Origin of the sequence: Herminiimonas contaminans (assembly GCF_015645465.1) — a bacterium.
GTDB classification, from domain to species: Bacteria; Pseudomonadota; Gammaproteobacteria; order Burkholderiales; family Burkholderiaceae_D; genus Oxalicibacterium; species Oxalicibacterium contaminans.
In genome coordinates, this window is record NZ_JADOEL010000011.1 from 31,595 (window position 1) to 58,297 (window position 26,703).

Annotated in this window: 28 protein-coding genes and 1 pseudogene; 15 read left to right on the forward strand and 14 right to left on the reverse strand. The window is 54.8% G+C overall.

Annotation, left to right across the window (positions count from 1 at the left end; all coding sequences use genetic code 11):
- Nucleotides 1-12 precede the first annotated feature (12 nt).
- From IXC47_RS13290 to asd, 3 genes are all read left to right on the forward strand, one after another.
- On the forward strand, nt 13-1,932 hold the full coding sequence (locus tag IXC47_RS13290) for an AsmA family protein (protein WP_195875926.1): 1,920 nt from the start codon (nt 13-15) through the stop codon (nt 1,930-1,932).
- Nucleotides 1,933-2,037: 105 nt separating this feature from the next.
- Nucleotides 2,038-2,265: a hypothetical protein gene (locus IXC47_RS13295; protein ID WP_175625839.1), complete on the forward strand. Its 228-nt coding sequence runs from the start codon at nt 2,038-2,040 to the stop codon at nt 2,263-2,265.
- Nucleotides 2,266-2,325: 60 nt separating this feature from the next.
- Nucleotides 2,326-3,201 (forward strand): archaetidylserine decarboxylase, encoded by an 876-nt coding sequence (asd, locus tag IXC47_RS13300; protein ID WP_195875927.1) that lies wholly within the window; start codon nt 2,326-2,328, stop codon nt 3,199-3,201.
- 41 nt (nt 3,202-3,242) lie between these two features.
- On the opposite strand, the gene IXC47_RS13305 is transcribed toward asd, so the two are convergent.
- Nucleotides 3,243-3,428, reverse strand: coding sequence for a hypothetical protein (locus IXC47_RS13305; protein WP_124572397.1), 186 nt, complete (start codon nt 3,426-3,428; stop codon nt 3,243-3,245).
- A 149-nt stretch (nt 3,429-3,577) separates the two neighbouring features.
- Here IXC47_RS13305 and IXC47_RS13310 point away from each other — a divergent pair, with 149 nt between their 5' ends.
- Nucleotides 3,578-4,507 carry a DedA family protein/thiosulfate sulfurtransferase GlpE gene (locus IXC47_RS13310; RefSeq protein WP_175625841.1) on the forward strand — a complete coding sequence of 310 codons (930 nt, stop codon included), beginning with the start codon at nt 3,578-3,580 and terminating at the stop codon, nt 4,505-4,507.
- A 21-nt stretch (nt 4,508-4,528) separates the two neighbouring features.
- A complete protein-coding gene (locus tag IXC47_RS13315; RefSeq protein ID WP_175625842.1) occupies nt 4,529-5,209 on the forward strand; it encodes a MarC family protein in 681 nt (226 codons plus the stop codon).
- Between the two features lie 25 nt (nt 5,210-5,234).
- Here IXC47_RS13315 and IXC47_RS13320 read toward each other — a convergent pair whose 3' ends face one another.
- From IXC47_RS13320 to fmdA, 5 genes are all read right to left on the reverse strand, one after another.
- On the reverse strand, nt 5,235-5,771 hold the full coding sequence (locus IXC47_RS13320) for an SRPBCC family protein (protein WP_195875928.1): 537 nt from the start codon (nt 5,769-5,771) through the stop codon (nt 5,235-5,237).
- Nucleotides 5,771-6,109 (reverse strand): ArsR/SmtB family transcription factor, encoded by a 339-nt coding sequence (locus IXC47_RS13325; RefSeq protein WP_175625844.1) that lies wholly within the window; start codon nt 6,107-6,109, stop codon nt 5,771-5,773. The genes IXC47_RS13320 and IXC47_RS13325 overlap by 1 nt, the downstream gene beginning before the upstream one ends.
- Before the next feature lie 144 nt (nt 6,110-6,253).
- Nucleotides 6,254-6,769: an AmiS/UreI family transporter gene (locus IXC47_RS13330; RefSeq protein WP_175625845.1), complete on the reverse strand. Its 516-nt coding sequence runs from the start codon at nt 6,767-6,769 to the stop codon at nt 6,254-6,256.
- A gap of 163 nt (nt 6,770-6,932) precedes the next feature.
- Nucleotides 6,933-7,280: a zinc ribbon domain-containing protein gene (locus IXC47_RS13335; RefSeq protein WP_175625846.1), complete on the reverse strand. Its 348-nt coding sequence runs from the start codon at nt 7,278-7,280 to the stop codon at nt 6,933-6,935.
- 12 nt (nt 7,281-7,292) lie between these two features.
- Nucleotides 7,293-8,525 carry a formamidase gene (gene fmdA / locus IXC47_RS13340; RefSeq protein ID WP_124572390.1) on the reverse strand — a complete coding sequence of 411 codons (1,233 nt, stop codon included), beginning with the start codon at nt 8,523-8,525 and terminating at the stop codon, nt 7,293-7,295.
- Nucleotides 8,526-8,898: 373 nt separating this feature from the next.
- On the opposite strand from fmdA, the gene IXC47_RS13345 reads away from it, so the two are divergent.
- On the forward strand, nt 8,899-12,276 hold the full coding sequence (locus IXC47_RS13345; RefSeq protein WP_195875929.1) for a hybrid sensor histidine kinase/response regulator: 3,378 nt from the start codon (nt 8,899-8,901) through the stop codon (nt 12,274-12,276).
- Entirely contained in the window at nt 12,251-13,198 is a 948-nt protein-coding gene (locus IXC47_RS13350; RefSeq protein WP_175625848.1) for a response regulator, read from the forward strand. The genes IXC47_RS13345 and IXC47_RS13350 overlap by 26 nt, the downstream gene beginning before the upstream one ends.
- Nucleotides 13,199-13,415: 217 nt before the next feature.
- Here the strand turns inward: IXC47_RS13350 and IXC47_RS13355 are convergent, their stop codons facing one another.
- From IXC47_RS13355 to IXC47_RS13365, 3 genes are all read right to left on the reverse strand, one after another.
- Nucleotides 13,416-13,835: a GreA/GreB family elongation factor gene (locus IXC47_RS13355; protein ID WP_175625849.1), complete on the reverse strand. Its 420-nt coding sequence runs from the start codon at nt 13,833-13,835 to the stop codon at nt 13,416-13,418.
- 156 nt (nt 13,836-13,991) lie between these two features.
- A complete protein-coding gene (locus IXC47_RS13360; RefSeq protein ID WP_175625850.1) occupies nt 13,992-14,156 on the reverse strand; it encodes a hypothetical protein in 165 nt (54 codons plus the stop codon).
- Nucleotides 14,157-14,243: 87 nt separating this feature from the next.
- Nucleotides 14,244-15,038: an aminoglycoside phosphotransferase family protein gene (locus IXC47_RS13365; protein ID WP_195875930.1), complete on the reverse strand. Its 795-nt coding sequence runs from the start codon at nt 15,036-15,038 to the stop codon at nt 14,244-14,246.
- A 96-nt stretch (nt 15,039-15,134) separates the two neighbouring features.
- On the opposite strand from IXC47_RS13365, the gene IXC47_RS13370 reads away from it, so the two are divergent.
- Nucleotides 15,135-15,590 (forward strand): NUDIX hydrolase, encoded by a 456-nt coding sequence (locus tag IXC47_RS13370; protein ID WP_175625852.1) that lies wholly within the window; start codon nt 15,135-15,137, stop codon nt 15,588-15,590.
- Here IXC47_RS13370 and IXC47_RS13375 read toward each other — a convergent pair.
- Nucleotides 15,583-16,308 (reverse strand): sulfite exporter TauE/SafE family protein, encoded by a 726-nt coding sequence (locus tag IXC47_RS13375; RefSeq protein ID WP_175625853.1) that lies wholly within the window; start codon nt 16,306-16,308, stop codon nt 15,583-15,585. The genes IXC47_RS13370 and IXC47_RS13375 overlap by 8 nt on opposite strands.
- A gap of 149 nt (nt 16,309-16,457) precedes the next feature.
- On the opposite strand from IXC47_RS13375, the gene smpB reads away from it, so the two are divergent.
- From smpB to IXC47_RS13395, 4 genes are all read left to right on the forward strand, one after another.
- On the forward strand, nt 16,458-16,907 hold the full coding sequence (gene smpB / locus IXC47_RS13380) for an SsrA-binding protein SmpB (protein ID WP_124572385.1): 450 nt from the start codon (nt 16,458-16,460) through the stop codon (nt 16,905-16,907).
- Between the two features lie 23 nt (nt 16,908-16,930).
- The gene (locus IXC47_RS13385) at nt 16,931-17,386 is read left to right on the forward strand and encodes a VOC family protein (RefSeq protein WP_195875931.1); all 456 of its coding nucleotides are present in this window, start codon (nt 16,931-16,933) and stop codon (nt 17,384-17,386) included.
- Nucleotides 17,387-17,581: 195 nt separating this feature from the next.
- A complete protein-coding gene (locus tag IXC47_RS13390) occupies nt 17,582-18,079 on the forward strand; it encodes a hypothetical protein (RefSeq protein ID WP_195875932.1) in 498 nt (165 codons plus the stop codon).
- A gap of 24 nt (nt 18,080-18,103) precedes the next feature.
- On the forward strand, nt 18,104-19,168 hold the full coding sequence (locus IXC47_RS13395) for a hypothetical protein (RefSeq protein ID WP_195875933.1): 1,065 nt from the start codon (nt 18,104-18,106) through the stop codon (nt 19,166-19,168).
- Between the two features lie 16 nt (nt 19,169-19,184).
- Here IXC47_RS13395 and IXC47_RS13400 read toward each other — a convergent pair whose 3' ends face one another.
- A complete protein-coding gene (locus tag IXC47_RS13400) occupies nt 19,185-19,802 on the reverse strand; it encodes an FMN-dependent NADH-azoreductase (protein ID WP_195875934.1) in 618 nt (205 codons plus the stop codon).
- A 32-nt stretch (nt 19,803-19,834) separates the two neighbouring features.
- Nucleotides 19,835-22,507 (reverse strand): pyruvate dehydrogenase (acetyl-transferring), homodimeric type, encoded by a 2,673-nt coding sequence (gene aceE, locus IXC47_RS13405; protein ID WP_195875935.1) that lies wholly within the window; start codon nt 22,505-22,507, stop codon nt 19,835-19,837.
- A gap of 175 nt (nt 22,508-22,682) precedes the next feature.
- On the opposite strand from aceE, the gene IXC47_RS13410 reads away from it, so the two are divergent.
- A complete protein-coding gene (locus IXC47_RS13410) occupies nt 22,683-23,126 on the forward strand; it encodes a MarR family winged helix-turn-helix transcriptional regulator (protein ID WP_195875936.1) in 444 nt (147 codons plus the stop codon).
- A 26-nt stretch (nt 23,127-23,152) separates the two neighbouring features.
- Here the strand turns inward: IXC47_RS13410 and IXC47_RS13415 are convergent.
- Nucleotides 23,153-24,132: pseudogene (locus IXC47_RS13415) on the reverse strand (AraC family transcriptional regulator).
- Between the two features lie 100 nt (nt 24,133-24,232).
- On the opposite strand from IXC47_RS13415, the gene IXC47_RS13420 reads away from it, so the two are divergent.
- Together IXC47_RS13420 and IXC47_RS13425 are read left to right on the forward strand one after the other, a co-directional pair.
- The gene (locus IXC47_RS13420; protein ID WP_195875937.1) at nt 24,233-25,465 is read left to right on the forward strand and encodes an MFS transporter; all 1,233 of its coding nucleotides are present in this window, start codon (nt 24,233-24,235) and stop codon (nt 25,463-25,465) included.
- Between the two features lie 110 nt (nt 25,466-25,575).
- Nucleotides 25,576-26,181 carry a class I SAM-dependent DNA methyltransferase gene (locus IXC47_RS13425; RefSeq protein ID WP_175625861.1) on the forward strand — a complete coding sequence of 202 codons (606 nt, stop codon included), beginning with the start codon at nt 25,576-25,578 and terminating at the stop codon, nt 26,179-26,181.
- A gap of 92 nt (nt 26,182-26,273) precedes the next feature.
- Here IXC47_RS13425 and IXC47_RS13430 read toward each other — a convergent pair whose 3' ends face one another.
- On the reverse strand, nt 26,274-26,594 hold the full coding sequence (locus IXC47_RS13430) for a PepSY domain-containing protein (RefSeq protein WP_195875938.1): 321 nt from the start codon (nt 26,592-26,594) through the stop codon (nt 26,274-26,276).
- Nucleotides 26,595-26,703: the final 109 nt, after the last annotated feature.

Sequence of the window (26,703 nt, forward strand, 5' to 3'; positions counted from 1 at the left end):
AGGATGGAGAGCATGCGCAGGTGGCATAAGGTATTACTGTCGGTTGTAGTACTGCTGCTTGTGCTGGCGGCGGCCGGCGGCTATGCGCTGCAAAGACTGACCGATAGTACGCATCTCACTGAATTGGCGCGCAGCAGTCTCAAACAAAACTGGAATCGGGATCTGACCATAGGCGGCTTGTCGCTCGACTTGCTGCCATACCCGCGTTTGCGTGCCAGTGATGTCCGCATCTCGAATCCGGATTGGGCGCAAGACAAATATGCACTGCAGGCCGAAGACATACGGGCGCGCCTGGCACTCGCTCCTTTATTGCGCGGCGATGTGGTGGTCGAAGGTTTACTCATCAATGGCCTGACCCTCAATCTCGAAGTCGCAGCAGACGGCCGTCGCAGCTGGGACTTGCCTGTCACACGAAAATTGCGCACCTCCCAATTCGATCTGCTGGCCTTGCGTGCCGATGTCAGCAAGATCAATTTCCGCTCAGCTCATCAGGAAAGTAAAAGCTGGCAACTCGATACCTTGCGTGCGAAAGGTAGCAGCGGCCTGCGCAATCTGGTTTTCAATGGACGTCTGGTACGCGCACAGTACACGGTGCAGTTCAATGGTCAGCTCGATGATTTATCCGGTATGGGAACACCAGGCGCTGTCAGCAAGGGTGTACTGACTGTGCAGTCCGGACAGGCGCAAGCGACGGTGACAGGGCAGTTGCCGCTCGATAGTGCGTTACAGGCATACGATGTTGCGCTGGCAGTGGAAGCCGAGTCGCTCAAGGAGTTGTATGGTTACCTGCAGATAGATCGCACCTCTCCGGTACCGCTGCAAGCAAGTGTCAAGCTGCAGGCCAGCGAACAGCAGCATGTCTTTAAAGACTTGAAACTGCAGTTGGGCAAGCTGAATTTGAGCGGCGCAGGGCAGTGGAGTAAACAGAATGGCAGAACCAAGCTGAACGCCAGCCTGCATGCTGATCATATCGATATGAAGCAAACCTTTCTCGATATAGGGCAGCCGCCATTAGCGGAGAAAAAAGAAGGAGAGTTGTTTCGTGATAAGCCTCTGGCCTGGCCCTTGTTGGCCCAGGCAAATAATATCGATGCCAGGGTGGCGGCCGCGATAGACAATCTGAAGTTGCGTTCCGGCGTTGAGGTCGAAGGCGCCCAGGCAGATTTGCGCTTGCATGACGATACGCTGACCTTGCCCGAGTTCTCCGGCAAATTGCTGGGCGGTAGCGTGCATGGCGATATCGTGTTGGAAGGCAAGAAGCAGGCAGTCAAACTGAATCTGCAACTCAACGATACCTCGCTGGGTGCGATGCTAAAAGCCAGCGGCAAGGAATTGGTCGTCAATGGCGGTGCCATGAAAGTTGATGCGAAGGTCACGACGCATGGTAGTTCGATGAAGGATCTGGCCGCAGGCTTGAACGGCCCGGTCGAGATACGCATAGGCAGTGCGCAGATACTTTCTCCTGCGGCTGGACAGGCTGAGTTCTGGTTGACCGGATTGTTTTCCTCCAAGGATTCCAAGCGCATAGATATGGCTTGTGCCAGTGGCCGTCTGCCGTTTGTAGCAGGCGTGGCTAAAGGAGTGGGCATAGTCGGTGCCCGCAGCGATGCCAGCCAGTTGCTGACCAGCGGACAGGTGAATTTGCAAAACCAGACCGTGGATTTGCGTGGCAAGGTCAGGGTGCGCTCAGGCTTTAGTCTGGGTATCTCCAATTTCTCCGATGAAGTAAAGATAGTCGGTGCACTCGGCAAGCCGGAGCTGAAGCTGGATGAATCCGGTGCGCTGGGTGCGATTGCGCGTATAGGTGCGGCTATTCTTACAAGTGGTGTAAGCATAGTCGCGACTTCGATCTGGGATGGTGCGAATCCCAAGTCAGATCCTTGTCAGGTCGTATTTTCCTCGCGCGCGGCCAAAAAGCAGCAAAGTCGCTGACCTTGGCCATAGTCCAAAAGTAAAAGAAAAAAAGCTTAATAAATGGAATTGCAGCGCAACAAAAGCTATGATGGCGGCAGTTTTTGTTTCGTAATGGGGATGGCGATGGCTACAATCGACGATATCGTCAGCAAGCAGAAGGAGGGCGCGCAGTTTGTCGTGTCGGCCCAGATGCTGCGACTGGAACCTGAAGAATTCGATACCCTGGTGCAGGTCTGGCTGGAAGATGGCCCGCCTGGATTCGAGCTGGCAGGTGTGCCACACCGTTGCTGCCGTGATGGCGAGTTCTATATCGACCGGATTACTGTCAGGAAAACCACCTCAGAAGAATAAGGCGGAACAACCGCTACAATCACGCTTTTTTCCCGTTTATACCTAATCACACTATTTATCGTGTCCAATCGCTTGCCTGTACTACCGCAATACCTACTGCCAAAAAAGGCCCTGACTGCCTTTGCCGGGCTGGTCGCGGGCGCCAAAGCGGGACGCCTGACGACTGCGCTGATACGCTGGTTCGTCGGCAAATACAATGTGAACATGACCGAAGCGGCGAATCCGAATATCGCCAGCTACGCCAGCTTTAACGAATTCTTTACACGCGCCTTGCGTTCCGGTGCGCGTCCATTGGCCGATGCCGATTTCATTTGTCCGGTCGATGGTGCGATCAGCCAGTTCGGCAAGATCGAGCAAGACCAGATCTTCCAGGCCAAAGGCCATAGTTACTCAACCACTGCGCTGGTCGGCGGCAATGCCGAACTCGCTGCGCAGTTCGAGAATGGCAGCTTCGCCACGCTCTACCTGAGCCCGCGCGATTATCACCGTATCCATATGCCGTGCGATGGTCGCTTGCTGCGCATGATTTATGTGCCGGGTACTTTGTTTTCGGTGAACCCGACTACAGCGCGTGGCGTGCCGGGTTTGTTTGCCCGTAACGAACGCGTGGTGTGCTTGTTTGAAGGGCAGTCCGGCCCGTTTGTGCTGACCCTGGTCGGTGCGACTATCGTCGGCAGCATGCAAACCGTATGGCATGGTGTCGTCAATCCGCCGCGCCTGGATGCGGTGCGTGAGTGGCATTACGACAAACAGTATTTACAGCTGAAAAAAGGCGAGGAAATGGGGCGCTTCCTGCTCGGCTCTACCGTCGTGATGCTGTTCCCCAAGGATACGCTGACCTTTACGGACAAGTGGCAGCCAGCCGCTGCAGTCCGCCTCGGCGAAGTGATGGGAAACGGCGTGCAGCCTGTGCCTGATCAGACTGGGCAGCAATAAGAAAATAGCCGCTCGTTACACGCGTTTACCGGGTTGGTGGCTCAGTTGCCTTTGGAGGGGAAGGGATGGTCTTCATCCACCAGCCCCTTCAGTTTCTCTTCATTCTTGACTTCATCCGATAGCAAGCTGTGATCCGGATGCTTGACCTTACGCAGTTCTTCTACACTACTCAGTTTGCCGCTTTGCTTTTCCTCATCCTTGCTTTCGGTATTCCATGGCTGTGACATAAGAAACTCCTGATCAGGGTAAACGCTAATGGTAGTGGCCGGTGCGACTAACAGCTGTCGACAGGCCGATGCGAAACTTGCATGGAAACGACCTCTGCCTGCTATGCTAGGCAGACCATAAACTGAACGATCAATTGTACTGCAACAACATGAGCTTCCTGCTGAATCTGATAGAACAATATGGACTGCTCTTTGTTTTTGGCAACGTCTTGCTGGAACAACTGGGTGCACCAATACCGGCTTATCCAACGCTGGTGATTACCGGCGCCTTGCTCGGGCGTGGTGAGTATTCGGCTGTTACGCTGTTGGTAGTGGCAGTGGTCGCGGCACTGATCGCTGACTTCGCCTGGTATATGGCCGGGCGTCGTTACGGCGGACGCGTGATGGCGCGTCTGTGCAAAATTTCACTGTCGCCGGATTCGTGCGTGCGGCAAACCGAAGCCATGTATGTGCGCTATGGTCCGGCGTCCTTATTGGTGGCCAAATTCATACCCGGCTTTGCCTCGGTCGCCAGTGCGCTGGCAGGCGCGATCGGCACACGTCCGGCCAAGTTCATTATTTATGATGGCCTGGGTGCTGCACTGTGGTCGGGCTCGGCCATCTTCCTTGGTTCCTTATTCAGTTCTGCGGTCGCAGACTTACTGGATATCCTGGCGAGCCTCGGCAAATGGGGCATCCTGCTGGTGGCACTGGCATTTGCTGTCTATCTTGCAAAAAAATGGTGGCAACGGCATAGTTTCCTGAAGGATTTGCGCATGGCGCGCATTACGGTCGATGAGCTGGACCAATTGTTGAAGAATGGCAAGCCACCGACCATCATCGATGTGCGTTCCGGCCTGGCGCAGCAAAGCGGGAAAATCCCTGGTGCGATGGTGCTATCAGATGATGACATCAGCGCGCTGGTCGTGAATACTGAGCTGGACTCGGAAGTCATTGTCTACTGTGCCTGTCCGAATGAGGCTTCTGCTGCACGTGTTGCGAAGAAACTGATGGCACGTGGTTATCGGCGGGTACGGCCGTTGACAGGCGGCATAGATGCATGGGTCGCAGCCGGATATAACATAGACGAATTCGTCTGATTTCAGAATGGGAATCCCTACATGCTGATTCTTTTCTTCAAGGCGGCGATCCTGGTGCCCATCACCATGCTGCCCATCATCAATCCCTTCGGTAATGCGCCGGTGTTCGCCAGCCTGCTGGGCAATGTCAGTCGCGATGTAGAAAAGAAACTGGCACGCCAGGTCGCTATCAACTGCTTCTTCCTCCTGCTCGGTGCCATGTTCATCGGCTCGCATGTGCTGATGTTCTTTGGTATCTCGATTCCTATCGTGCGTATCAGCGGCGGTTTGCTGGTTGCGTTCACCGCATGGAAGCTGCTCAACGATAACGGGCAGGATGCGATACGTACGCAGGTTGCGACCAATCCGATGGAGGCGTGGTCGGATGAAGAATTCAAGGTGCGCAGCTTTTATCCGATTAGTTTCCCGCTGACGGTCGGGCCGGGTGCGATTGCAGCATCGATTACGTTGGGTGCGAGTACACCGGCGCGTCTGCTGGATCAGGTGATTTCACTCGGTAGTGCTGCGGTGGGTGCCGCGATGACGGCATTCGTGATCTGGCTTTGCTATAACTCAGCCAACAAGATGGTGAAGATGTTGGGCCGACTCGGCACCATGGTCATGCTGCGTTTGTCGGCCTTCATCCTGCTGTGTATCGGTGTCGAAATCTTTTGGACTGGTGTGGTCGGCCTCCTGGTCGAGGCCGGGGTCGCGGTCAAGTAAGCGATACCAGAGTCTTTTTTATCACTCAGAAGGTAGCGGGAATTCGTTTTTCATATTCCGCTTCCAGCCGCGCATGCGTGGCCCAGAACTGGCGCGGTTGCTGCTGATTCAGGCGGTCCTCCAATATGCCCAGATGGATATGCCAGCCGCTGGAAACACTGACCATCTCTTTGCGATTCGGCAGGCGACTATGGGTTAGCGTGAGCAGGGTTTTATCGCCTTGCGCCTTGAGTTCAAAGCGTACTTCTGACGAGCGGCCATCGCGTTCATTCCATGTGAAGCTAAGCAGGTAGGGCGGTTCACAGGCGGTGACATGACCGTGCTGCCGGTGATTCGATTCATAAGGCAGGAAACGTTCCGGCGTGGTTTCGCTGGTCAGGTTCTTGAAGTTGAAACAGAGGTCGGCCGGGCCGCCTACGTGCAAGCCCATGTCGCCGGAAGCCAGCCAGGTCGCACGTTTGTCTGATTGCGTAAGGTATTCCCATACGACATCGACACTGGCCGGTAATAGCTTGTTCATGTGTACGGTTGTGTTGTCTGTTGCTACGCCATATTCGTCCATTACTTTCTCCTTTTTTTCGCCAGTAATTCCTGTTCCAGCGCATCCAGGCGCTCGGTCCAGAATCCTTGATAAAAGCGCAGCCAGTCTTCGGCGGCGGCTAGTGGTGCAGCTTCCAATGTGCAGATATGCGAGCGACCTTGTACGGTACGACTGACCAGTCCCGCATGTTCCAGTGCCTTGACATGCTTGGACGCGCCAGCGAACGACATTTCGAAAGGCGCAGCCAGCTCGCCTATCGTGCGTTCACCGTCGGCCAGCAGGCGCAGCATCTGGCGTCGTGTCGGATCGCTCAGCGCATTGAAGACGGCATCGAGTTTTGAGGAATTTAATTCAACCATGTGGTTGAATATAGCACGGCAAAATTAAAAGTAAACCATTTGGTTTAATTATTTTTGTGCGGGGGTGAAGGGAGGTGCAGATCAGACAGCTTGGGCGGGATGGAAAAACTGCTCGCGTGCATGGCACACGCAAGCAGTGCAGTCTTACTTCAGTACGCCGTTAAGCAGCAGGAAGCCAGGCAGCCAGCCGGTGAAGATGCCGCACAGCAAGGCAACCACACCAGTGATTTTGGCGATTTGCTTTTCTGCCACCAGCAGCAGGAAGAACATAAACCACAATACCGCCCATGCCGCCCAACTCAGGCCGAACCAGGTGCCCCAGGTCGTGGTTGCGGTTTGCAGGGTTTCGATTGCGACCGGAATCGCCGTGATGGCTACGAACAGGCTGAACCAGCCGAGGCCGCGTCCATCAGCACCGTTAAAGCGATTGAAGGCGACCCAGAGGTAGGTGAAAGAAAACAGCAGGGTGAGTGCCGCGCCCTTGATAGATCCGGCATCGGCATTGGCACCGAACGCCATTTGCAGCGAAATCAGCAGCGTGACGCCGCCGGAAAATACATTGATGACCCAGATTTCCTTGTCGCCTATGCGACCGAGTAGCCACAGGCCGTTGAGGCACAGGACTGCGCCTACGTAGAGTAGTGAAAGACCTAATAGCATGACATCTCCTTGCTGAACGAGGCAGCGATTTTAATTATTTGACGTGCAAAAAGATAATAGGAAACTCATATACGCTCCATATCGATAGCCGTATGCGGAGCGGCGGGTTGGTGCCGGCGAACCTTACGGATTCGCCGGCGTCCCGTTCATGCCAGATCTGACCTCAGTGGCTGATCATCCATGGTCGCTTACCGGCGAAAGCCTTGTTGCCATTCGGCGCGACGATGGTGGATTTACTCTTCTTGCCAGATGAAGAGCAGCAACTGCATCCGGAAGGATGCGCTTTGGATGCGTAGTTCTTGGAACTCATCGGTTCATGCGATGCTCTTTCGTTGGTGCTCATCGCATGTCGACGGGTTTCCGGCATCAGCGCCAGGCTCGGCGCGGACGACCAGGTACGGTCAGCCTTGGCCGCGCAGTGCGGGCAATCGATAGGATCGTTGCGCGCAGCGATAGTGCGCACCGCTTCGAAGAAACCGCAGTCCTTGCAGACGTAATCGTAGGTTGGCATGACTTTCTCCTATTACTTGAGATCGCGCGACAGAGGCATACCCATGCTTTTGAATTTCTGCACCACAGGGCCGGCAGAACTCGGGTTGATATCAAAGTCAAAGATCTGCGTTGGTAACCACAAGGTAGCGCAGGAGTTAGGAATATCAACCACGCCGCTGATGTGGCCTTGCACTGGTGCCGTACCCAGAATCGAATAAGCCTGTGCACCGGAGTAACCGAATTTTTTCAGGTACTCAATGGCGTTCAGGCAAGCCTGGCGGTAAGCGACGTTGACGTCGAGGTAATGCTGCTTGCCGTGTTCATCCACCGAGATACCTTCAAAGATCAGGTAGTCGTTGTAATGCGGTGTGATAGGGCTAGGTTTGAAGATAGGATTCTTGATGCCATAGGTGGCCATGCCGCCTTTGATCACCGTGACCTTCATGTGTACCCAGCCAGCCATTTCAATCGCGCCGCAGAAGGTGATTTCACCATCGCCCTGGCTGAAGTGCAAATCGCCGACCGACAGGCCTGCGCCTTTGACATAGACCGGGAAGAAAATTTTTGAACCGCGCGACAAATCCTTGATGTCGCAGTTACCGCCGTGTTCACGTGGTGGCACGGTGCGTGCGCCTTCGGCTGCTGCCTTGTCGCGTGCTGCACCTTTCATTTTGCCCATGTGCGCAGTCGGTGCGAATGGCGCATTGGCCAGTGGCGGGACGCGATCAGGTTCGGTTGCGATCAGGCCGGTTTCACGCTTGTTCCATTCAGCCAGCAGCTTAGGATCTGGCAGGCAGCCGATCAGGCCAGGGTGGATAAGGCCTGCGTAGTTCACGCCTGGTACGTGGCGTGATGAGGTGAACATACCTTTGATGTCCCAGATCGATTTTTGCGCTTCAGGGAAGTGGTCGGTCAGGAAGCCGCCGCCGTTCTTCTTCGAGAAGAAACCGTTGAAGCCCCACATCGATTCCTGCTTGGCACCGATGTCGAGCAATTCGACGACCAGCAAATCACCTGGTTCTGCAGTGTGTACGCCGACCGGTCCGGTCAGGAAGTGGACGGTGGTGAGGTCAACGTCGCGGACGTCGTCGGCACTATCATTGTTCTTGATGTAGCCGCCGGTCCAGTCATATGTTTCGAGGATGAAGTCGTCGCCCGGGTTGACCCAGGTCGCCATCGGAATGTCCGAATGCCAGCGGTTATGGACATTCTCATTATCGTAGGGTGATTGATCCAGATCTACTTTAATCAGGGTTTCAGCCATGATGTCTACCTCTCAAAGTTATGTTTGTATGGATGGAACCCGGATTTCCCCGATGCTGACTATCCAGCGCGCGCGCACCTGGAGACTGCGATCCGAGCATTCCGAACCAGATAATGTATGGACTGTGCGTATATCCCAATACGTCAAACGGCGTACATGCAAAACTGCTGATGCTGCTTGCGGGATGGAAACTCACCTTGTGAAATATTTTCAATTCCTGTAATTTGAAAAAGCAGGCAGAATTTGCAGGAGACTATCGTTGACGATGTATGCGATATAAAAATCAAATAACGCGCATGAACGTGACGACAATTAAGAACCGGCTTGTATTGCGACGCAGCATTTGCAGCCTATCCAATTCTTCATCTAGCTGATGGCCCAACAAAAAATCTTTCGCATACGTCGCGAGTACAACCGATGGGTCGCCAACGAGTCGATTGAAGATTACGCATTGCGCTATACGCCGCGCCATTTCCGCAAATGGTCGGAGTGGCAGTTGGGCAATGCCGCATTCGGTGCGGCATCCTTCCTCGCGCTGGAAGCAATCGGTGGGGCGATTGCACTGAACTACGGCTTCGCCAATGCCGTCACTGCGATCCTGACGGTGATGCTGATTACTTTCCTGACTGGCCTGCCTATCAGTTACTACGCAGCACGTTACGGCATCGATATGGATTTGCTGACGCGTGGTGCCGGATTTGGCTACATGGGTTCAACCATCAGTTCGCTGATTTATGCCAGCTTCACCATCATCTTCTTTGCACTGGAGGCGGCGATACTCGCCGTCGCCTTGCAGATGTGGATACCGTGGCCGCTGTGGATCTGGTATGTGATTTGCGCGCTGTTTATCGTGCCGCTGGTGGCGCGCGGGATTACTTTGATTTCGCGTTTGCAGATGTGGACGCAGCCGCTATGGCTGATACTGCTGGTCACGCCGTATATCGCGATCTACTGGAAGAAGCCGGAGGCCTACACCGAGTTTGCACAATTCGTCGGTGCGATTTCCAAAAGCAATAGCCTGGATCCCGTCATGTTTGGCGTGGCGGCGACGGTCGCGTTTTCACTGGTGGCGCAGATAGGCGAGCAGGTCGACTTCCTGCGCTTCCTGCCCGAGCGTACACCTGAAAACAAACGGCGCTGGTGGACTGCCATCATCGTGGCCGGTGCTGGCTGGATCATCCCGGGTGGTTTGAAAATGTTGGGCGGTGCCTTCCTCGCTTACCTGGTATTCCAGAGTGGCGTGCCTGCAGAGAATGCGATGGAACCAACACGCATGTACCTGCTTGGTTTTTCTTATCTGTTCAGTGATCCGCTGTGGATACTGGCAATCACTTTGTTGTTTGTCGTGGTGTCGCAGGTCAAGATCAACCTGACGAATGCCTATGCCGGTTCGCTGGCCTGGTCGAATTTCTTCGCGCGCCTGACACATAGTCATCCGGGGCGGGTGGTGTGGCTGGTCTTCAATTGCCTGCTGGCTTTGCTACTGATGAACCTCGGTGTTTTCGCCGCACTGGAAAACGTACTCGGTTTGTATAGCAATGTGGCAGTGGCATGGGTAGGTGCATTGGTCGCCGATCTGGTCATCAATAAACCGCTCGGCTGGAGTCCGAAAGGGATCGAATTCAAGCGCGCGCATCTATATGACATCAATCCGGTTGGACTCGGCACCATGCTCTTGTCCGCCAGTATAGGGATAGCTGCTTTCTCCGGCGTATGGGGGCACAAGGTTGCAGCCTTCTCGCCGTTCGTTACGCTGGGCATGGCCTTTATTGTTTCGCCTGTGCTGGCGTGGCTCACTCGTGGTCGTTACTATCTGGCGCGGCGTCCGACTGCAGTCGGTATGCCGGGACAAGCGGTGAAATGTGGCGTTTGCGATAACAGCTTTGAATCAGAAGACATGGCGCATTGTCCGGCATATGGCGCGCCTATCTGCTCGCTCTGCTGCACACTGGAATCGCGTTGCCATGACTTGTGCAAAAAGGAATCGCGTACTGCCGAGCAGGCGCAGCAACTATTGTCCGCCTTGCTGCCGAACGCCTTGTCGCATCTGGTCAACCGTCGCGTCGGCAACTACATGGTGGTGGTGTTGTCTTTATGCGCAGTCGGTGCTGCAGCGCTCGGACTGGTCTATGCACAGGAAATTTCTACACTCACTTCATTGAGTGATCGTGTACTGCTCGACAGTATCTTCCTCAAGATATCTGCCGTGTTGTTGATCATCGTCGCTGTTTCCAGCTGGTGGGTGGTGCTTGGCAGTGAAGGGCGGCATCTGGCGCAGGATGATTTGAACCGGCAAAACGAATTGCTGACGCAAGAGATAGACGCGCACCAACGCACCGATGCCGCCTTGCAAAGTGCGAAGGAAGCTGCCGAGTCGGCAAACCAGGCGAAGACGCGTTACGTTGCCGGTATCTCGCATGAGTTGCGCTCGCCATTGAACAGCATCCTCGGCTATTCGCAAATCCTGCTGAAGAATGAACAGTTGGATGCCGCACCGCGTACCGCAATCCAGACCATACAGCGCAGCGGTGAACACTTGCTCGGGCTGGTGGATGAGTTGCTGGATCTGGCACGCATAGAAGCGGATCGCATGCGGCTGGAACCGACACCGATTTTATTTGCGGCCTTCCTCGATGATTTGCTCAGCATGGTGCGGCCACAGGCAGAAGCCAAGGGCTTGCGTTTGCAATACACGCATGGCGGCGACTTGCCGCATTACGTGCTGGCGGATGGCAAACGTTTGCGGCAGATATTGATTAATCTGCTGACGAATGCGTTGCGCTTTACCGATACTGGTTCCGTTACGCTGCACGTCGAATGCACCAGTGCATCCATGCGCTTCGATGTGATCGATACCGGCATCGGGATTGCAGTGCAGGACAGGCAACGTATCTTCCAGCCGTTTGAACGTGGCGCTGCCGGACGCTTGCGTGGCGAGCCGGGTGCAGGGCTGGGACTGGCGATTACCGAGAAGCTGATCCTGATGATGAATGGCAGCCTCAACCTGATCAGTACGCAGGGACAGGGCAGTACCTTCGTCGTGCGTTTGCCACTGATGGAAATCAATGCTTTCGAAGCCTTGCCGCAACGCGATGTGATCGGCCATACCGGTGCCACGCGTACCTTGCTGGTGGTGGATGACCAGCCGGTGCAAAGACATATGCTGAGTGGCATGCTGATACCGCTGGGTTTCAATGTGCGCGAAGCTGCCAGCGGCCATGAGTGCCTCGATTTGCTACGTGATTTTGTGCCGGTTGTGATCCTGCTGGATATCGGCATGGATGGTATGGACGGTTGGGAAACGGCGCGTCATGTACGTGCATTCAGCGGAACCGATGTGCCGATTATCTTTGTGTCGGCTGATTTGTTTGAGAACGATCAGGAAAAATTACGCGCTGCAGGATGCCAGGACTTTGTCGGCAAACCGGTGCTGGAGTCGGAGCTGATGCTGGCCTTGCAAAGACAGCTGGGACTGGAATGGATTTATGCCAGCACACCGCCGCTCGTGCCTGTTACCGAAGCGGTACCGGAAAGCTTGAGCTTCAGGCAACCTGCGATAGGGCAATTATTACAACTCACACGCATGGGCCACGTCGCCGGTTTGCGTCGTGCGCTGGATCGTCTGTCGTTGACAGAAGACGCGACAGTCGTGGCATCCTGCAACGTAGTAAGATCATTGCTGGACCGTTTTGAGTTGGGCGCATTGGAGAACGCATTAATGGAGAATGAACGTGTCGCATCACCTGATTGATAATCCTGATGACCGTCCGGTGGTATTGCTGGTCGACGATGCTCCGAGCAGCCTCGGCGTACTGTGCGAAACACTGGAAGACGCCGGTTATACCGTGCTGGTGGCCTGCGATGGCGATACCGCCTTGCGTCGCCTGAGCCTGGTGACGCCGGACGTGATCCTGATGGATGCGGTGATGCCGGGTATCTCCGGTTTTGACGCCTGTCGACGCATCAAGGCGGATCTGGCGACCAAACATATCCCGATTATTTTCATGACTGGCTTGTCGGATACCTCGCATGTACTCGAAGGCTTTGCTGCCGGTGGTGTCGACTACGTGGTTAAACCGGTGCGCGCACCGGAAGTGCTGGCACGTCTGCATACGCATTTGGGCAATGCCCGTATGGCGCGCTTCGCGCTGGATGCGATTGATGTGTCCGGCCTCGGCGTCATTATGTTGAACAACGAAGGCAGTATCTCCTGGTGCTCGCCATGTGCGCGTCAGTTGCTGACACAGTTTGGTATCAATCCGGATGCATTGACCGTACCGCAATCGTGGTGGAAAGGCAGCAGCGGCATGGAGCTCGTGGCATCTGTCACCGAACCGGCCGGAGCCAGCCTGCTGGTGCGGAATATGGGTGCGGCAGGTATGGATGAAATCATGTTGCTGATCGAGCTGAGCGGCAGTCACGCATTGCCGACCGGACGCCTGGCCAGTGCGGCGCTCACGCCACGCGAAACAGAAGTACTGTCGTGGCTGGCCAAAGGCAAGACCAATCGCGACATCGGTGAAATCCTCAAGATGAGCCCACGCACTGTGAGCAAGCATCTCGAACACATATTTGAAAAGCTGGGTGTGGAAACACGCTCTGCTGCAGCAGCGATGGCCAGTGCACAGGAAAGTGCCGACACACGCCTCGGCTCACCGAAGTGGCCGCATTAGCAAGCAACTAGTGTTGGACGGGCAGAGGCCTGCATATTGCATGCAGGCTCTCCTTCAGATCATCCGCGTAAAACGCTGCCCTTATCATCAACACTCCTGCATATTTAATCGACGGCCATGACCAGCATGGCCAGCGTGATGCTGACCGCGATACCTGCGGCAAACCATTTTTTCAGCCGTTTGCCTCGCTCTACCAGCTGTATGGCTGTTACGCGTTTCATGAGAGTGCGAGTTCTCCAATATTTGTATCCAGTGGCAAGACCTCAAGAATCTTGAGTTTCTCGACACGGTTGGATGGCAGGTTAACTTCGACTGTGCTCAATGCCTTGCGTCCGAGCAAAGCCAGGCCGATAGGCGTCAATGCGGAGATCAGTGCCAGTTGCGGATTCGCATCTTGCGGACAGACGATGGTCAGCTTGCGTACTTCTTCGCTGCCGACCGGGCTGTACGAGATGGTCGAGTACAGGGTGACATAGCCTTTGCGCTGTACATCAACCGGCAGGATGATAGAAGTCGAGATGATGTCGAGCAATTGCTCGCCTGCATTGACTTCAACTTCACCCATGCGCAGCAGGTGTTCGGCAATGCGGCTCAGGGTGGCGGCATCGTTTTGGGTCAGGTAACGTTCGTTTTTCATTTTAGTAATAGCTCCGGGCCGATACGATAGATCGACCAAAAAATGGCAATTCAGTGCGGATGCCGACGGCATCAACACAGCGTGGAATTTACGAGAGGGTGGCTCGGGAGCGATGTGGGTGGAACGAAGCTTCGTTCCTGTGGACACTCACCGAGCCTAAGGGAGGCAGGCGAGGTCTCTTACAAAAGATGACTGTGTGTACATCTTTGCGACTGCATGCACGGTGGTCGAAGCGCGAGCCGCGAGCAAAGTACGCACGCGCAACTCTTCCTTGTTCGGCGCAGAACTGATGCGTTTCGACAGGAAGGTTGAGGTGGTCATTGCAAGCTGTGTATGCAAGTTGGGGATAGGGTGAGTATAGCCATTTAGAATATTCCGTCAACCCGGTGCCGTTTTACCAAGTAAAGATCATTTGCCCAGTTCATGCATGGCCAGCTCGGCAACGCCAAGTGCGCAGTCTGGCTGCATGCCGTCTTCCAGCGACCAGGCGGCGGACAGTCCAGCGTAAGCCAGTATCCACTGCAGCAGGCGCTTGCGTTCGAGGGAGGTGGCCGTACTCACGACTTCCAGTTGGCGCCGGAAACGTACGGGCTGCACCGCGGTAGATGGATCGGGATTGCAAAAGATATTTGCGTAATCAAAGCCACGCTCTCCCAGCAACCCCTTGGGATCGATAGCAAGCCAGCCGCGCGCGCCAAAATCGAGGATGTTGCCGTGATGGATATCGCCGTGCAGCACCACAGTATTCTGTGGTCGGCTCAGTATTTCACGTGCGACAGCCGCACTATGCGCATAAATCCCGCCATGCCTGGCAGCTGCTGGTTCCAGTGCCTGGAACCAATGTGCCAATGGCACCAGTTCAGGTAAAGGCTGCGGACGCGGTGCATGCAAGTGTGCTGCCACTTTGCACATGATCCGGCTGGCTTCATCGTCCTGGCCATGCATGGCCATCTCCGTCAGCGTGGTATTGCTTATTGCACGTTCCAGCAGAATGGCGTTGTCTTCACGTGCCAGCACACGCGCTGCGCCATCGCCGTTCCACCATTCCATCAGCAGGCCGCCGTTTTTCTCTTCACTAACTGTAGAGATCTTCAGCATGGCAGGCATGCCCGCCATGCGTACCGGCAGCAAGCTGCTGCTATGGGTGACGATCGCAGGGCCGTCGGAGATGAGCTGCCAGCGCTTTAAATATGGCTCGAACATGGATATAAAGTGCAAGGAGATAAGCGCTGATTATGGCACGACAGATAGTCGCTACAATGATGGCTTCGTCCGCTGTAGCGTTAACTCCATCCGACTATGCAAGCACCCGTAAGTACCGATAGCAGTAAACCAATCCCCATCGCAGCCGTGATTGCCGTGCTGATACGTGGCGATGAAATCCTGTTGGTCAGCCGCAAGAACCCGCCTGATGTTGGCTTGTGGGGTTTTCCCGGTGGGAAAATGGAATTCGGTGAATCGCTCGAACAGGCAGCAGTGCGCGAGCTGTTTGAGGAGACCGGTGTGCGCGGCGTCGCGCAACAGGTGCTGACAGCTTTAAATGCCTACGATCGTGATGCACAGGGTGAGTTGCGGCAGCACTTCATACTGGTCGCCGTGCAGTGTGCCTGGCAATCAGGTGAGCCGGTAGCGGCAGATGATGCAGAAGAAGCAGGCTGGTTCCGTTTGCAGACTCTGACGGATGGCACACTTGCCCTGAGTCAGGATGTGCTGGAAGTGGCGCAGATGGCGCTACAGGCGCAAATAATTAACTAAACGCAGCCCACAGCAGGGAAATGCCGGAACACAGCAGCAAGGCATCGAGCAAGTGCTGGAAGGCCTGATTGCTTAGCTTTAACACCACGGCTTTGCCGATGAACGTACCGGCCATCAGCGATGCGCCGACCAGCAAGCCTTTGATGAATATATCCAGCGGCATCGCACCAAATTCACGGAAGGTAATCACCTTGGCGACATACAGCATCAGCGAGCTGGCTGCTTCGGTGGAGAGGAAGGCACCTTTCACCAAACCGTAAGCGGTGAAGGCAGGGACGCTGAGCGGGCCGGTAGACAAGACCAGGCCAGTCAGGAAACCGATGAGACCGCCTATGATGGAGAGCTGCCAGAGCTTGATCTTATAGTCGCGTGCCACCAGCCAGCGCCGCGCCGGTATCATCAGGATAAAGAAGATGCCGAGGCAGGTTTCGATCAGATGCGGTGGCAAGGCCAGCAGGGTGCGCGCACCGATTGCTGCAGCCGGGATGCCGGTGATGGAGTAAGCGGCAAAGGCGCGCCAGTCAACCAGCTTCCACCAGGCCATGACGCGGGATAGATTGGCCATGACAGCGGCGACGGCCATGATGGGTACTGCCTGTTTGGGCCCGAAGGTGTAGACCAGTACCGGCAGCAGCATGATGGAGGAGCCGGTACCGATAACGCCACTAATCGCGCCAGCCAGCAATCCGACCATCAGGACAAAAATGTAGGAGCTCATGTTTTATATGGGTGGCATTCGTGAACGCTATGCGTTTCTTGTCGAATGTGTCCGTTATAGTAATGCAAGGCGGAAGTTTTAGCTGGGATGGTTGCTGCTGCAGAAGGCGGCACACAGGGTTAAACTCTCGCTACCTTAAAGAGATCGTCATGAGCATAGTAGATAACAGAAAAGCATTTCACGATTACTTCATAGAAGATCGTTACGAAGCAGGCGTCGTGCTGGACGGCTGGGAAGTCAAAGCCATCCGCGCAGGCCGGGTGCAACTGAAGGAAGCCTACGTCATCGCGCGCAACAATGAAATCTTCCTGTTCGGTGCACACGTCAGTGCATTGAACAGCACATCATCGTTCTCACATCCGGAAGCGGTACGCACGCGTAAACTCTTGCTGCACGCAGCAGAAATCAAAAAATTGCTGAGCAAGGTCGACCAATCCGGTTTCACCATGGTGCCGCTCAACCTGCACTGGGTACGCGGTCGCGTGAAATGCGACATTGCGCTGGCCAAAGGCAAAAAAGAATACGACAAGCGCAACACGGAAAAAGACCGCGACTGGATGCGCGAACATCAAAAAATCATGAAGATACATCGTCGTTAAGACGGGTCATCGCGAACAAAACCATGAAGCTGAGATTCAGTCACATCGATATCCTGGTCGGCAATCTGGAAGAAGCCTGCGCCTATTACGCACGGCTATTCAATGCGCAGATTTCAAAGACACTGGTCTGGCAACGCGACGGTTTGCATGTGCGCTACGCAGTCGTCCGTTGGGATGATGAACGTTTCATGCTGGTCCAGCCCATCAGCGGCAACCTCAAGGAATTGATGGATAGCAAAGGCGAGGGCACGATCTACCGGCATTGTTATACGACGCCGGATATAGAAGCTGCTTATGATGAATTAGTCGCGATGGGCGTACAGCCGGAAAATGAAAACGGCAAAGCCCTGGCGCGTGACAATCTGAGTTCACCTAGCGGGACGCGCATTATCTGGTTGCCCAAGAAGTTTGGGAATTTCTCCATAGAGCTGCTGGAAGAGCAGGAGCTGGAAAAGTTTTTGGTGGAGGCGTTTGCGTAGGCTGGCAATGATTTCAGCTGTAATCAGATGTAGGTATGGCTCCAGGTAATTCAAGTTTCCGCCAACCCAGTCGTTATACAAGTCATCCTCTATTCAATGTATGGATACATACATTAGATAAGCCAGCGAGATGATGTTGAGCCCTAGGTATAACGATCTGATGATAAAAATGACAAAAACAGCGGAGTCACCTTTATGACATCCATGTCTGCATTGCAGTCTACGGTGTCGCGTTCCACGGCGTCGTCGACCACTACACAATATGCCGGTTCTTCCCGGGCATCGTCTGGCACGACTCAAGCGCAATCAGCCTCGACGCCACAGCAGTCGACGATCGTCACACTAGGCACCAACTATCAGAATCTCGCAATAGATCCGACTTATTCGGTATCTGCTCCTATCTGGAAAGTGCGCTCGAACGACGCCGTATCCACCCTCATGGGAGGGAATTTTTTCTCCTCATCTGTTAACAATCGCCTCAACGGCCTGGGCAGTGCATTGCTGGGCATGTTGAAGGATGGTGTGGATGGTTTTACGCAATCCGTCTCGCTTGCAAGCAGTGAGGCGGGGGCGATCACGTCTACCGGTACACAGCAGACTTCCTATCCGGCAGCCGAGATAAAGCTGCAGATCCGGACGCAAAGCGGTATCGACGTCGAGATCGTCTTGGGTAGCGAGAATGATCGTCTGTAAGTCCAGATGCAAAGCAGTGGCGATTTGAGCGAAGCAGAACGTACTGCGCTGGGCGATATGGCCGCTGGATTTCAGAATGCTATCGATGGTCTGACAGCTAAGCCGCCGGTACTTAATCTTTCCGGCCTGACGAAGTTCGATACCAAGGTTCTGTCTTCGGTAGATTTTCAGTCCAGCGTCACGCTGGATAAGGATGGACCACAAAAGCTGGCCTTCCATGCAGACAGCACGACCAGGACTTTGAATGTTGATGGACCGGCGGGCTCCATGAACGTCAGCGTTGATATGCGTGATTCGTCGATCTGGGGAAATGGCAAACAGAGAGCCGCCGCCATCGATAGCTATCTGAAGCAGTTTGATAAAGCGGCATCGCGCGGCAATGCCGACAAGGCTCTGGTGGGCATGTTCAAGGATGCTTTCTCGCAGATGAATAGCGACTATGTCGCGCCAACCCAGCAACCCAAGATTTCATTGGCAGACATCGATCATGCGATGTTGACCGGTCTGGCTGATTTCAAGGCATCAGTCAAAGAAGTGACGACGTCGCCGAATCCGAAGAATTTGAGTGAAGTCGATTCTTTTGCTTATGATGCATCGCAGACTACGCAGGTAGGCGGCATCAACCAGTTCAATCGCAGCATCTCGCAACAGCAACAATCGAATCTGAAGGCGAGTTATCATATGTCACTGGTGCCGGATGTGCCGCTGATACTCACCACCGACAACAAGTCGCAAAATTATTATTACAAGCAGATAGACGATACGGCTCAGAGCAAGGTAGGGATTTCCTATACCAAAGGCGTATTGAGCGAGGCGTATGCAGAGCAATCAGCAAAACAATCAACCCGCACCACCAAGTATGAATTGGGCGTGTTGACGGATGATTCCACTACGCCATTCAATGCATCACAGAAACGCGACATACTGGAATCACTGAAGCCGCTGCTGGACGATTTGAAGAATGAAAAACCGTCGGCGCTGTATAACTGGCAGCAAAAATTACTCGAAGTGCACAGCGAGATACTGCTGAAATCTGATCCTGCCGATCTGAAAGACAAGGGCTGGAGTATTCCTGTTCCGCAAGCGTAAGGCGTTCGTAATAGTTTCAGAAAGCGGAAGCCAGTGCGATTGCCTCGGCTTTTGCTTGTTCCAGCGTTTCTTGCGCATGTCCATCCCAGGTGTGCTCGACCTCTATGCTGAAGACTTCTGCTACGCCTATGAACTTCAGCCAGAAATCCATATAAGCAGCCTGGTGCTCGAATCCAGGATTCATTACGTCCTTGCCCTGGCTTTGACCACGGACGTGTATCACCAGCGCGCGTGCGATGTTCAGCAAGGGGCCGTATTGCGTGCCATCGAAGCTGAATAGCATATTGCGCTGGCTGACCAGGTCTATCAACTGCTTCAGCTTATACGGATAAGAAAAATTCCACATCGGTATGCCCAGCACGATGCGATCGGCCTGGCGGAAACGTTGTACCAATTTCTCTATACTGGTCCACGCAGCGTGCTCGGCGTCATTCAGCGCTTCATGCGCCACGCGTTTGTACTTGGCACCTATCGCCTGGCTGTCAAAGTCGGGTAGATGTTCTTCCCACACATTTAGCGTATCGACTTCCATCCCGGGAAATCTCTGGCCATATGCCTGGATGAAAGCATGGTTGATAGAGATGGACGCTGACTGCTCCCCGCGTGGAGAGCAGACTATATTTAACAAGCGCATGGTGCATGTTCCCGATACAAGTTCAGTATGCTTTACACAGCAGCAGGATCAACTTTGTTGATGTCTATGCCGTAACGCTGTATTGCCTCTGTCAGCTTGGCGCGCGGTATAGTGCCGTCGTCCGCCAGTACTTTCAGTGCCGCCAGTACGACGAAATGCCTGTCGACCTCAAAGAAAGTGCGCAGGGACTCCCTGGTATCCGAACGGCCGAAGCCATCAGTGCCCAATGCTATGTATCGCCTGTCGGTGATGAAGGGGCGGATCTGATCGCCGACTATCTTCATATAATCGGTTGCGATCACAACCGGGCCGCGACGGCTGGCCAGGCATTGCTGTACATATGGGATGCGCATTTCTTCGTCCGGATGCAGCATGTTCCAGCGTTCCGCAGCGAGACCATCACGCCTTACTTCGGTCAGGCTGGTTGCGCTCCAGATATCGCTGCTGACGCCGAAATCCTGTTCCAGTAAATCTGCCGCGGCGATTACCTCACGCAGGATGGAGCCGCTGCCCATTAGTTGTACATGCGGAGCTTTCGCTTGCGGGTTCGCGTGTTCGCGCAACAGATACAGGCCTTTAAGTATGCCGGCCTCCGATCCTTCCGGCATGGCCGGATGTTGATAGGCTTCGTTGAGTAGCGTGATGTAGTAGTAGATGTCTTCCTGCTCTACGTACATGCGCCGCAAACCATCCTGAATGATGACTGCCAGCTCGTAAGAGTAGGTCGGATCATAGGAAATGCAGCTTGGGATGACAGATGACAGCACATGGCTGTGACCATCATCATGCTGCAAGCCTTCACCCATGAGAGTGGTGCGACCAGCGGTCGCGCCCAGCAGAAATCCGCGCGTGCGTGCATCCGCTGCGGCCCAGGCCAGGTCACCCACCCGTTGCAGCCCGAACATTGAGTAGAAGATGTAAAACGGTATCGTCGCCAATCCATGATTGGCGTAGGCCGTGCCCGCGGCTATCCACGATGAGATGGCGCCGGATTCATTGATGCCTTCCTGCAGGATTTGTCCATCCTTGGCTTCCTTGTAGTAACTCAGTTGCCCGGCATCCTGCGGTGTGTAGAGCTGACCGACATAGGAATGAATGCCGATCTGGCGGAACAATCCTTCCATGCCAAAAGTTCTGGATTCATCCGGCACGATAGGAATGATGAGTTTGCCAAGATGCTCATCCTTTAGCAGCGCGGTCAGGATGCGAACGAAGGACATGGTGGTCGAGACGCCGCGTTCGCCGCTACTTTGTAATTGACTGGCGAAGGCAGACAGCGGCGGTACTGGCAGCGCTTCGACCTGGCTGAAGCGAGCCGGGATGTAGCCGCCCAGTGCCTTTCTTCTTGCCGCGAGATAGTGTGCTTCCGCACTATCCGGCGCTGGTCGCAGGTAGGGCATGTCTTCCAGTTCTGCATCGCTGACGGGGAGGGCGAAGCGATCGCGGAAAGCGCGCACTGAGTCTGCGCTCATTTTTTTCAGTTGATGATTGATGTTTTGACCTTCTCCGGCTTCACCCATGCCAAAGCCTTTCACGGTCTTGGCCAGTATGACGGTCGGTTGTCCCGTGGTGCGCATCGCCTGATCGTAGGCGGCGTAGACTTTTTTCGGATCATGGCCGCCGCGCGCCAGTTTCCAGATTTCGTCGTCAGTCATATCAGTGACCAGTGCCAGCAACTCCGGATATTTGCCGAAGAAGTGCTGGCGTACATAAGCGCCATTTTGTGATTTAAAGGTCTGGTAGTCGCCGTCGACGCATTCCATCATGCGTCGCTGCAGCAGGCCGCTGCTGTCTTTCTCCAGCAATCTGTCCCACTCGCTGCCCCAGATGACTTTGATCACATTCCAGCCTGCCGCACGGAAGGTCGCTTCCAGTTCCTGTATCACCTTGCTGTTGCCACGCACCGGACCATCGAGGCGTTGCAGATTGCAATTGACCACGAAAATGAGGTTGTCCAGGCGCTCGCGTCCACCGAGGGAAATGGCGGCCAACGATTCCGGTTGGTCCATCTCGCCATCGCCGAGGAAGGCCCAGACCTTGCGTCCTTGCGGCTTTTTCAATCCGCGATATTCCAGATAGCGCATATAGCGCGCCTGGTAAGCAGCTGTAAGCGGGCCAAGTCCCATCGACACGGTAGGAAATTGCCAGAAGTCTGGCATCAGGCGCGGATGTGGATACGATGACAGGCCGACGCGGTCCGATTCGCGCCGGAAATTGTCCATCCGGGCTTCGTCTATACGTCCCTCTATGTAGGCGCGGCCATAAATGCCAGGTGCGGAATGGCCCTGGATGTAAACCATGTCACCATCAAACTCTTCGGTGCGACCACGGAAAAAGTGATCGAATCCGACGTCATACATGACTGCTGCCGATTGATAGGTCGCAATATGGCCGCCGACGTTGGAATGTTTGCCAGCACGCAACACCATGACCATCGCATTCCAGCGCACGTAGGCGTTCAGGCGACGTTCGATGCCAGTATCACCAGGGTAGGCTGGCTGGCGCTGCCAGGTGATGGTATTGACGTATGGCGTCGTCACACGTCCATGCAAGTCGCCGTGCCGTGCCAGGTCGAGATCAGCCAGCTTGTCAAACAGATAGTGAGCGCGAGGGCGTCCTTCCACATCGATCACGGCATTCAGTGCGTCCAGCCATTCCTGCGTTTCTTGCGGATCGATATCGACTTCGGCTAACGGTTGATTCATGAAGCTCTCCCAGAAAATTTCAGACATACAGAGGCAGCTCGCAACGAGGCGAACGCGGCTTATTGGCGATGGCAGAAAATGAGTTGCAATTGCAATCGTATGGATGGCAATCCTACAGTGGTATCATTTCAATTGCAAATGCAATCGATATAAAAATAAATCATTAAGGAGCCCAATGAATACGAACGAACCGGATCTGTGGTTCTCTTTTGTGCGTACTCATCGCGTACTCATCAAGGAGATAGAACGTCGTCTGGCGGACGTGGGGCTGCCGACGTATGCGTGGTATGACGTGCTGTGGGGACTGGAGAGCGGCAAGAACGGTACGCGGCGCATGCATGAATTGGCAGAGGCGCTTGCGATAGAGCGCTACAACCTCACACGTCTGATAGATAGGCTCGAACAGGAAGGATTGGTCACGCGTGCACGCTCGGCAGAAGATGGCAGGGCGGCTTACGCTACCATCACCACCGAAGGACGCGCGCTACGCAAGAAGATGTGGAAGGTATACGAAGCGACTGTCGCAGAACTTTTCCTTGCGCAGTTCAGTGATGAACAGCAGCGCTCCCTCGCGCATGGGCTGGATCAGGCAGCGCTTGCCGCGCGCGCCGCTGATTGATGTAAAGCTGAACGCAGTTCCTGCGATTATCCGATCCGTGCTTCGCTAGGTGGATGACCGATGATGCGTTTGAAGGCGCGGCTGAAGGAGGCTTCCGAATCGTAGCCGAGGCGACTGGCAACGGTCGCCATGCGCATGCCTTCATGTGCAATCCAGTAGCGCGCCTGGAACATCTTTACGCGCGCGACATACTTGGCTGGCGTATCGCCGACCGCATTGGAAATTTTTCCACGAAGCTGGAACGCGAAGCACCCATGACGCTGGCCAGTTCCGCGACCGACCATTCGCGTTCAGGCTGATTGTGTATCGCAGCCAGCACACGCCCGATCTGCGGACAACGCACGGCGGCAATCCAGCCGCTGGCACCGCTGGATGCACATTCAACCCATGCGCGTATGATGCTGGCTGCCAGCACATCGGCCAGGCGTGCCAGGATGCCGCAAGCACCAATACGATCGAGTGCCATTTCGCGCTCCATCATTTCCAGCATGACGAGGACAGCAGGATCGCGTTGCGCCAGGTCGCAGGCACGCATGACATCCGGCATCATCGCCAGCAGTGGATGCAAGGGGTCGAGATTGAAGCGCATGACACCGCCGAACAGGATGTGTGCCTTCGTCTCATCCTCTGTCGTGATCTGATGCGTGGGCTTATCGTCATTCAGCAGAAAAAGATTTTCTGAGACGACGGTGCGGGCCAGCGCATCGATGTCGATAGTCGGGACTTCCGGCGAACTCGCCAGTACATGAAACATGCCACGCGGCAGGAGCAGGGCGTCGCCCGGATTCAGGCGCATCCAGTCTGTGCTCTGGGTGCGTATCCAGCAATTACCTTGCGCGATGAAGTGAAAACTGGCTTCCCGGCGCGACGGAAAGGCAATTGCCCAAGGCTCATGCATGACGCAGCGGCCGTATTCAACGCCATCGAGGCGTAGGCCGAGCAGGATTTCAGTCAGGGTGTCGCGTGTGTCTTGCGCAGCGTTATTTGCATCCTTCATGCTCTTCATTCCTTTTTGGACGAATAGTCATGATATAGGATTTTAATGACATGGAAAGTCCAGGGCCTTAATCGTAAGCTGTGCACTCTACAACTTTCCGAGTACCGCAATGAATGAAGCAACTTGCGCTGAATGCCCTGATTCTCAATACGTCAGCAGCAACAGTGAGACCTGCAGCACCGCTGTGAGTAGCAGCGCCAATTGGGCAGGCATAGCCAGCTTGGCACTCGGTGTCTTTGGCCTGGTGACGGCGGAATTCCTGCCTGCCAGTTTGCTGACCGCAATGGCCAATGATCTGGGTGTGTCCGACGGGGCGGCTGGTCAGGCGGTAACGGCGACTGCGCTGGTCGCGGCGGGTGCTGCATTGACGATTCCGCTTTTCACCCGCAATTTTGACCGCAAGCGCGTGATCCTGGCGCTGACTACCTTGTTGTTGCTGTCGAATGTGCTGGCCGTCACGGCGGATACACTTTCCGTCTTGCTGGTCTCGCGCGTGCTGCTCGGCATAGGTCTTGGTGGTTTCTGGTCGATGGCGGCAGCGCTGGCAATGCGCCTGGTGCCAGATCATTTATTCGCACGGGCAATGTCCTTGATTCTTACCGGCGTTTCTGTCGCCACCGTGGGCGCAGCACCTATCGGTGCGTATATGGGCAATTTGTGGGGCTGGCGTAGTGCGTTTGTCGCAGCCGGTATCGTGAGCGTGATTACCTTGCTGGTGCAGATCTTCGCGATTCCGTCATTGCCACCGAAGGACAATCCTAGCGTCAAGGTGATGTTTGAACTGCTACGCCGCACCAATATCCGGGTTGCCTTGTTTGCCGTACTGCTGGTGATTTCCGGACACTTCGCAGGCTTTACCTATATCCGTCCATTGATGGAGCACATCACGCATCTGTCGGTCAGCGCTATCTCTGCGGTATTGCTCGGTTATGGCATAGGTGGTTTCTTCGGTAACTTTGCCGGTGGCTTTATTGCCGAGCGCAGCGAGCGCTACGCTGTGGTGTGTGGCGGGGCGCTGATCGTTGTGCTGGCAGCGTCCTTGTGGATGGCGGGTAGTTCACCTGTGGTTGCGGCAGTCGCGATTGCGCTGTGGGGTTTTGCGTTTGGTGCATTCCCGGTCGGCTTCCAGACCTGGATAGTGCGGGCTGCGCCGGATCAGGCTGAAGCCGCGGGTGGGTTGATGGTTGCTGCATTCCAGATCGCGATCGCCAGCGGTGCAATTGGTGGTGGCATATTGGTCGATCATGTCGGTGCGCTGGGTGGTCCAATCTTCGCGACTGTGGCGATTACCCTGGGTACTTTGCTGACATTGCGTTATGGTCCGCGTCCGGTAAGGACCTGACGCGTGGTGTTGCGGCGAGTAAATTAACGCTTGCCGCAACGCCTCTTTAAGCAAATCTTCATGCAGAATGTTCGTTTACTTCTTTCATAACCATGAACGACTGCTGAACGATGCCGCTAACCACCACCGCATTAGCCTACGATGAGCTCGCAGAACGTTGGCTGGACGATCGATTTGATCCGCTTAACGGGCTGACGCAACACGAGCGTGCATTACGCTTTCTGCCCGATGACGCTGAGGGATGGGCGCTGAATGTAGGATGCGGCTGCAACACGCGATTTAATTCCTTGATGCGTACGCATGGCCTGCAGATCGAGGGCATAGACGTATCCGCTCGCATGATAGAACTGGCGCGGGCAGCCGATCCTGCGTTGAGCCTGCACCATGCAGATGTCTGTAGCTGGCAGCCACCACGCACTTATCGCTTTATCGCCGCGTGGGACAGTATCTGGCATGTAGCTCTGAAGGATCAGCGTGCGTTGATGTTGAAGCTGATGCATGCGCTGGATGCGGGTGGTGTATTTCTCTTCACTGCGGGTGGGCTTGATGCCGAGGGCGAGCACGTCGATGCGTATATGGGCCCTGAACTCAATTACAGCACGCTCGGTATTCCGGGCCTGCTCAAGGTAATAGCTGAAGCTGGTTGCGTATGCAAACACCTTGAGTTTGACCAGTATCCACAGAAACATCTTGCCGTTATCGTGCAACGGGTTTGAGATGACAAGGGGTAGAGGGTTTATCTCTCCAGAGCTCCGACCCCTCGGCACGATCCGATACAGTGCAATCCCGATTTCGTTGTCATCTGCGTTCAATCCCTTTTGATTTCACGTGCCAGGACTTCGCCGGTACGACGATCAATCATCATTTTTACTTTGCGGTGCTGGCTGTCATAAGCAGTTACCTTGAGTAAGAGATCGCGTACTTCCGCTTTGCTGATCCGCAATCCTTGCGCGGTGACGCGGCGTTCCAGCTCTTCGTAGCTGAGCGTCTTTGCGGCAGGAATAGGCGTCAGCGTGTTTGCGCTTGTAACGGGTGCAGGTTGCGCTGACGCTGGTTTGGCTTGTACCGCAAAGGCAAGGGCCGCTAAGATGGCTACGATGACGGTGAATTTGATAACGTTCTTGTCCATTTTGGAACCTCTTTTTTTAAGTCTGCCGGATTGGCAGTTCCCGTTATACGCAAGGCTTGCTGACATCTGTCTCACCAGTAGCGTCAGGTAAATGTCAGCCAGGCTTTCT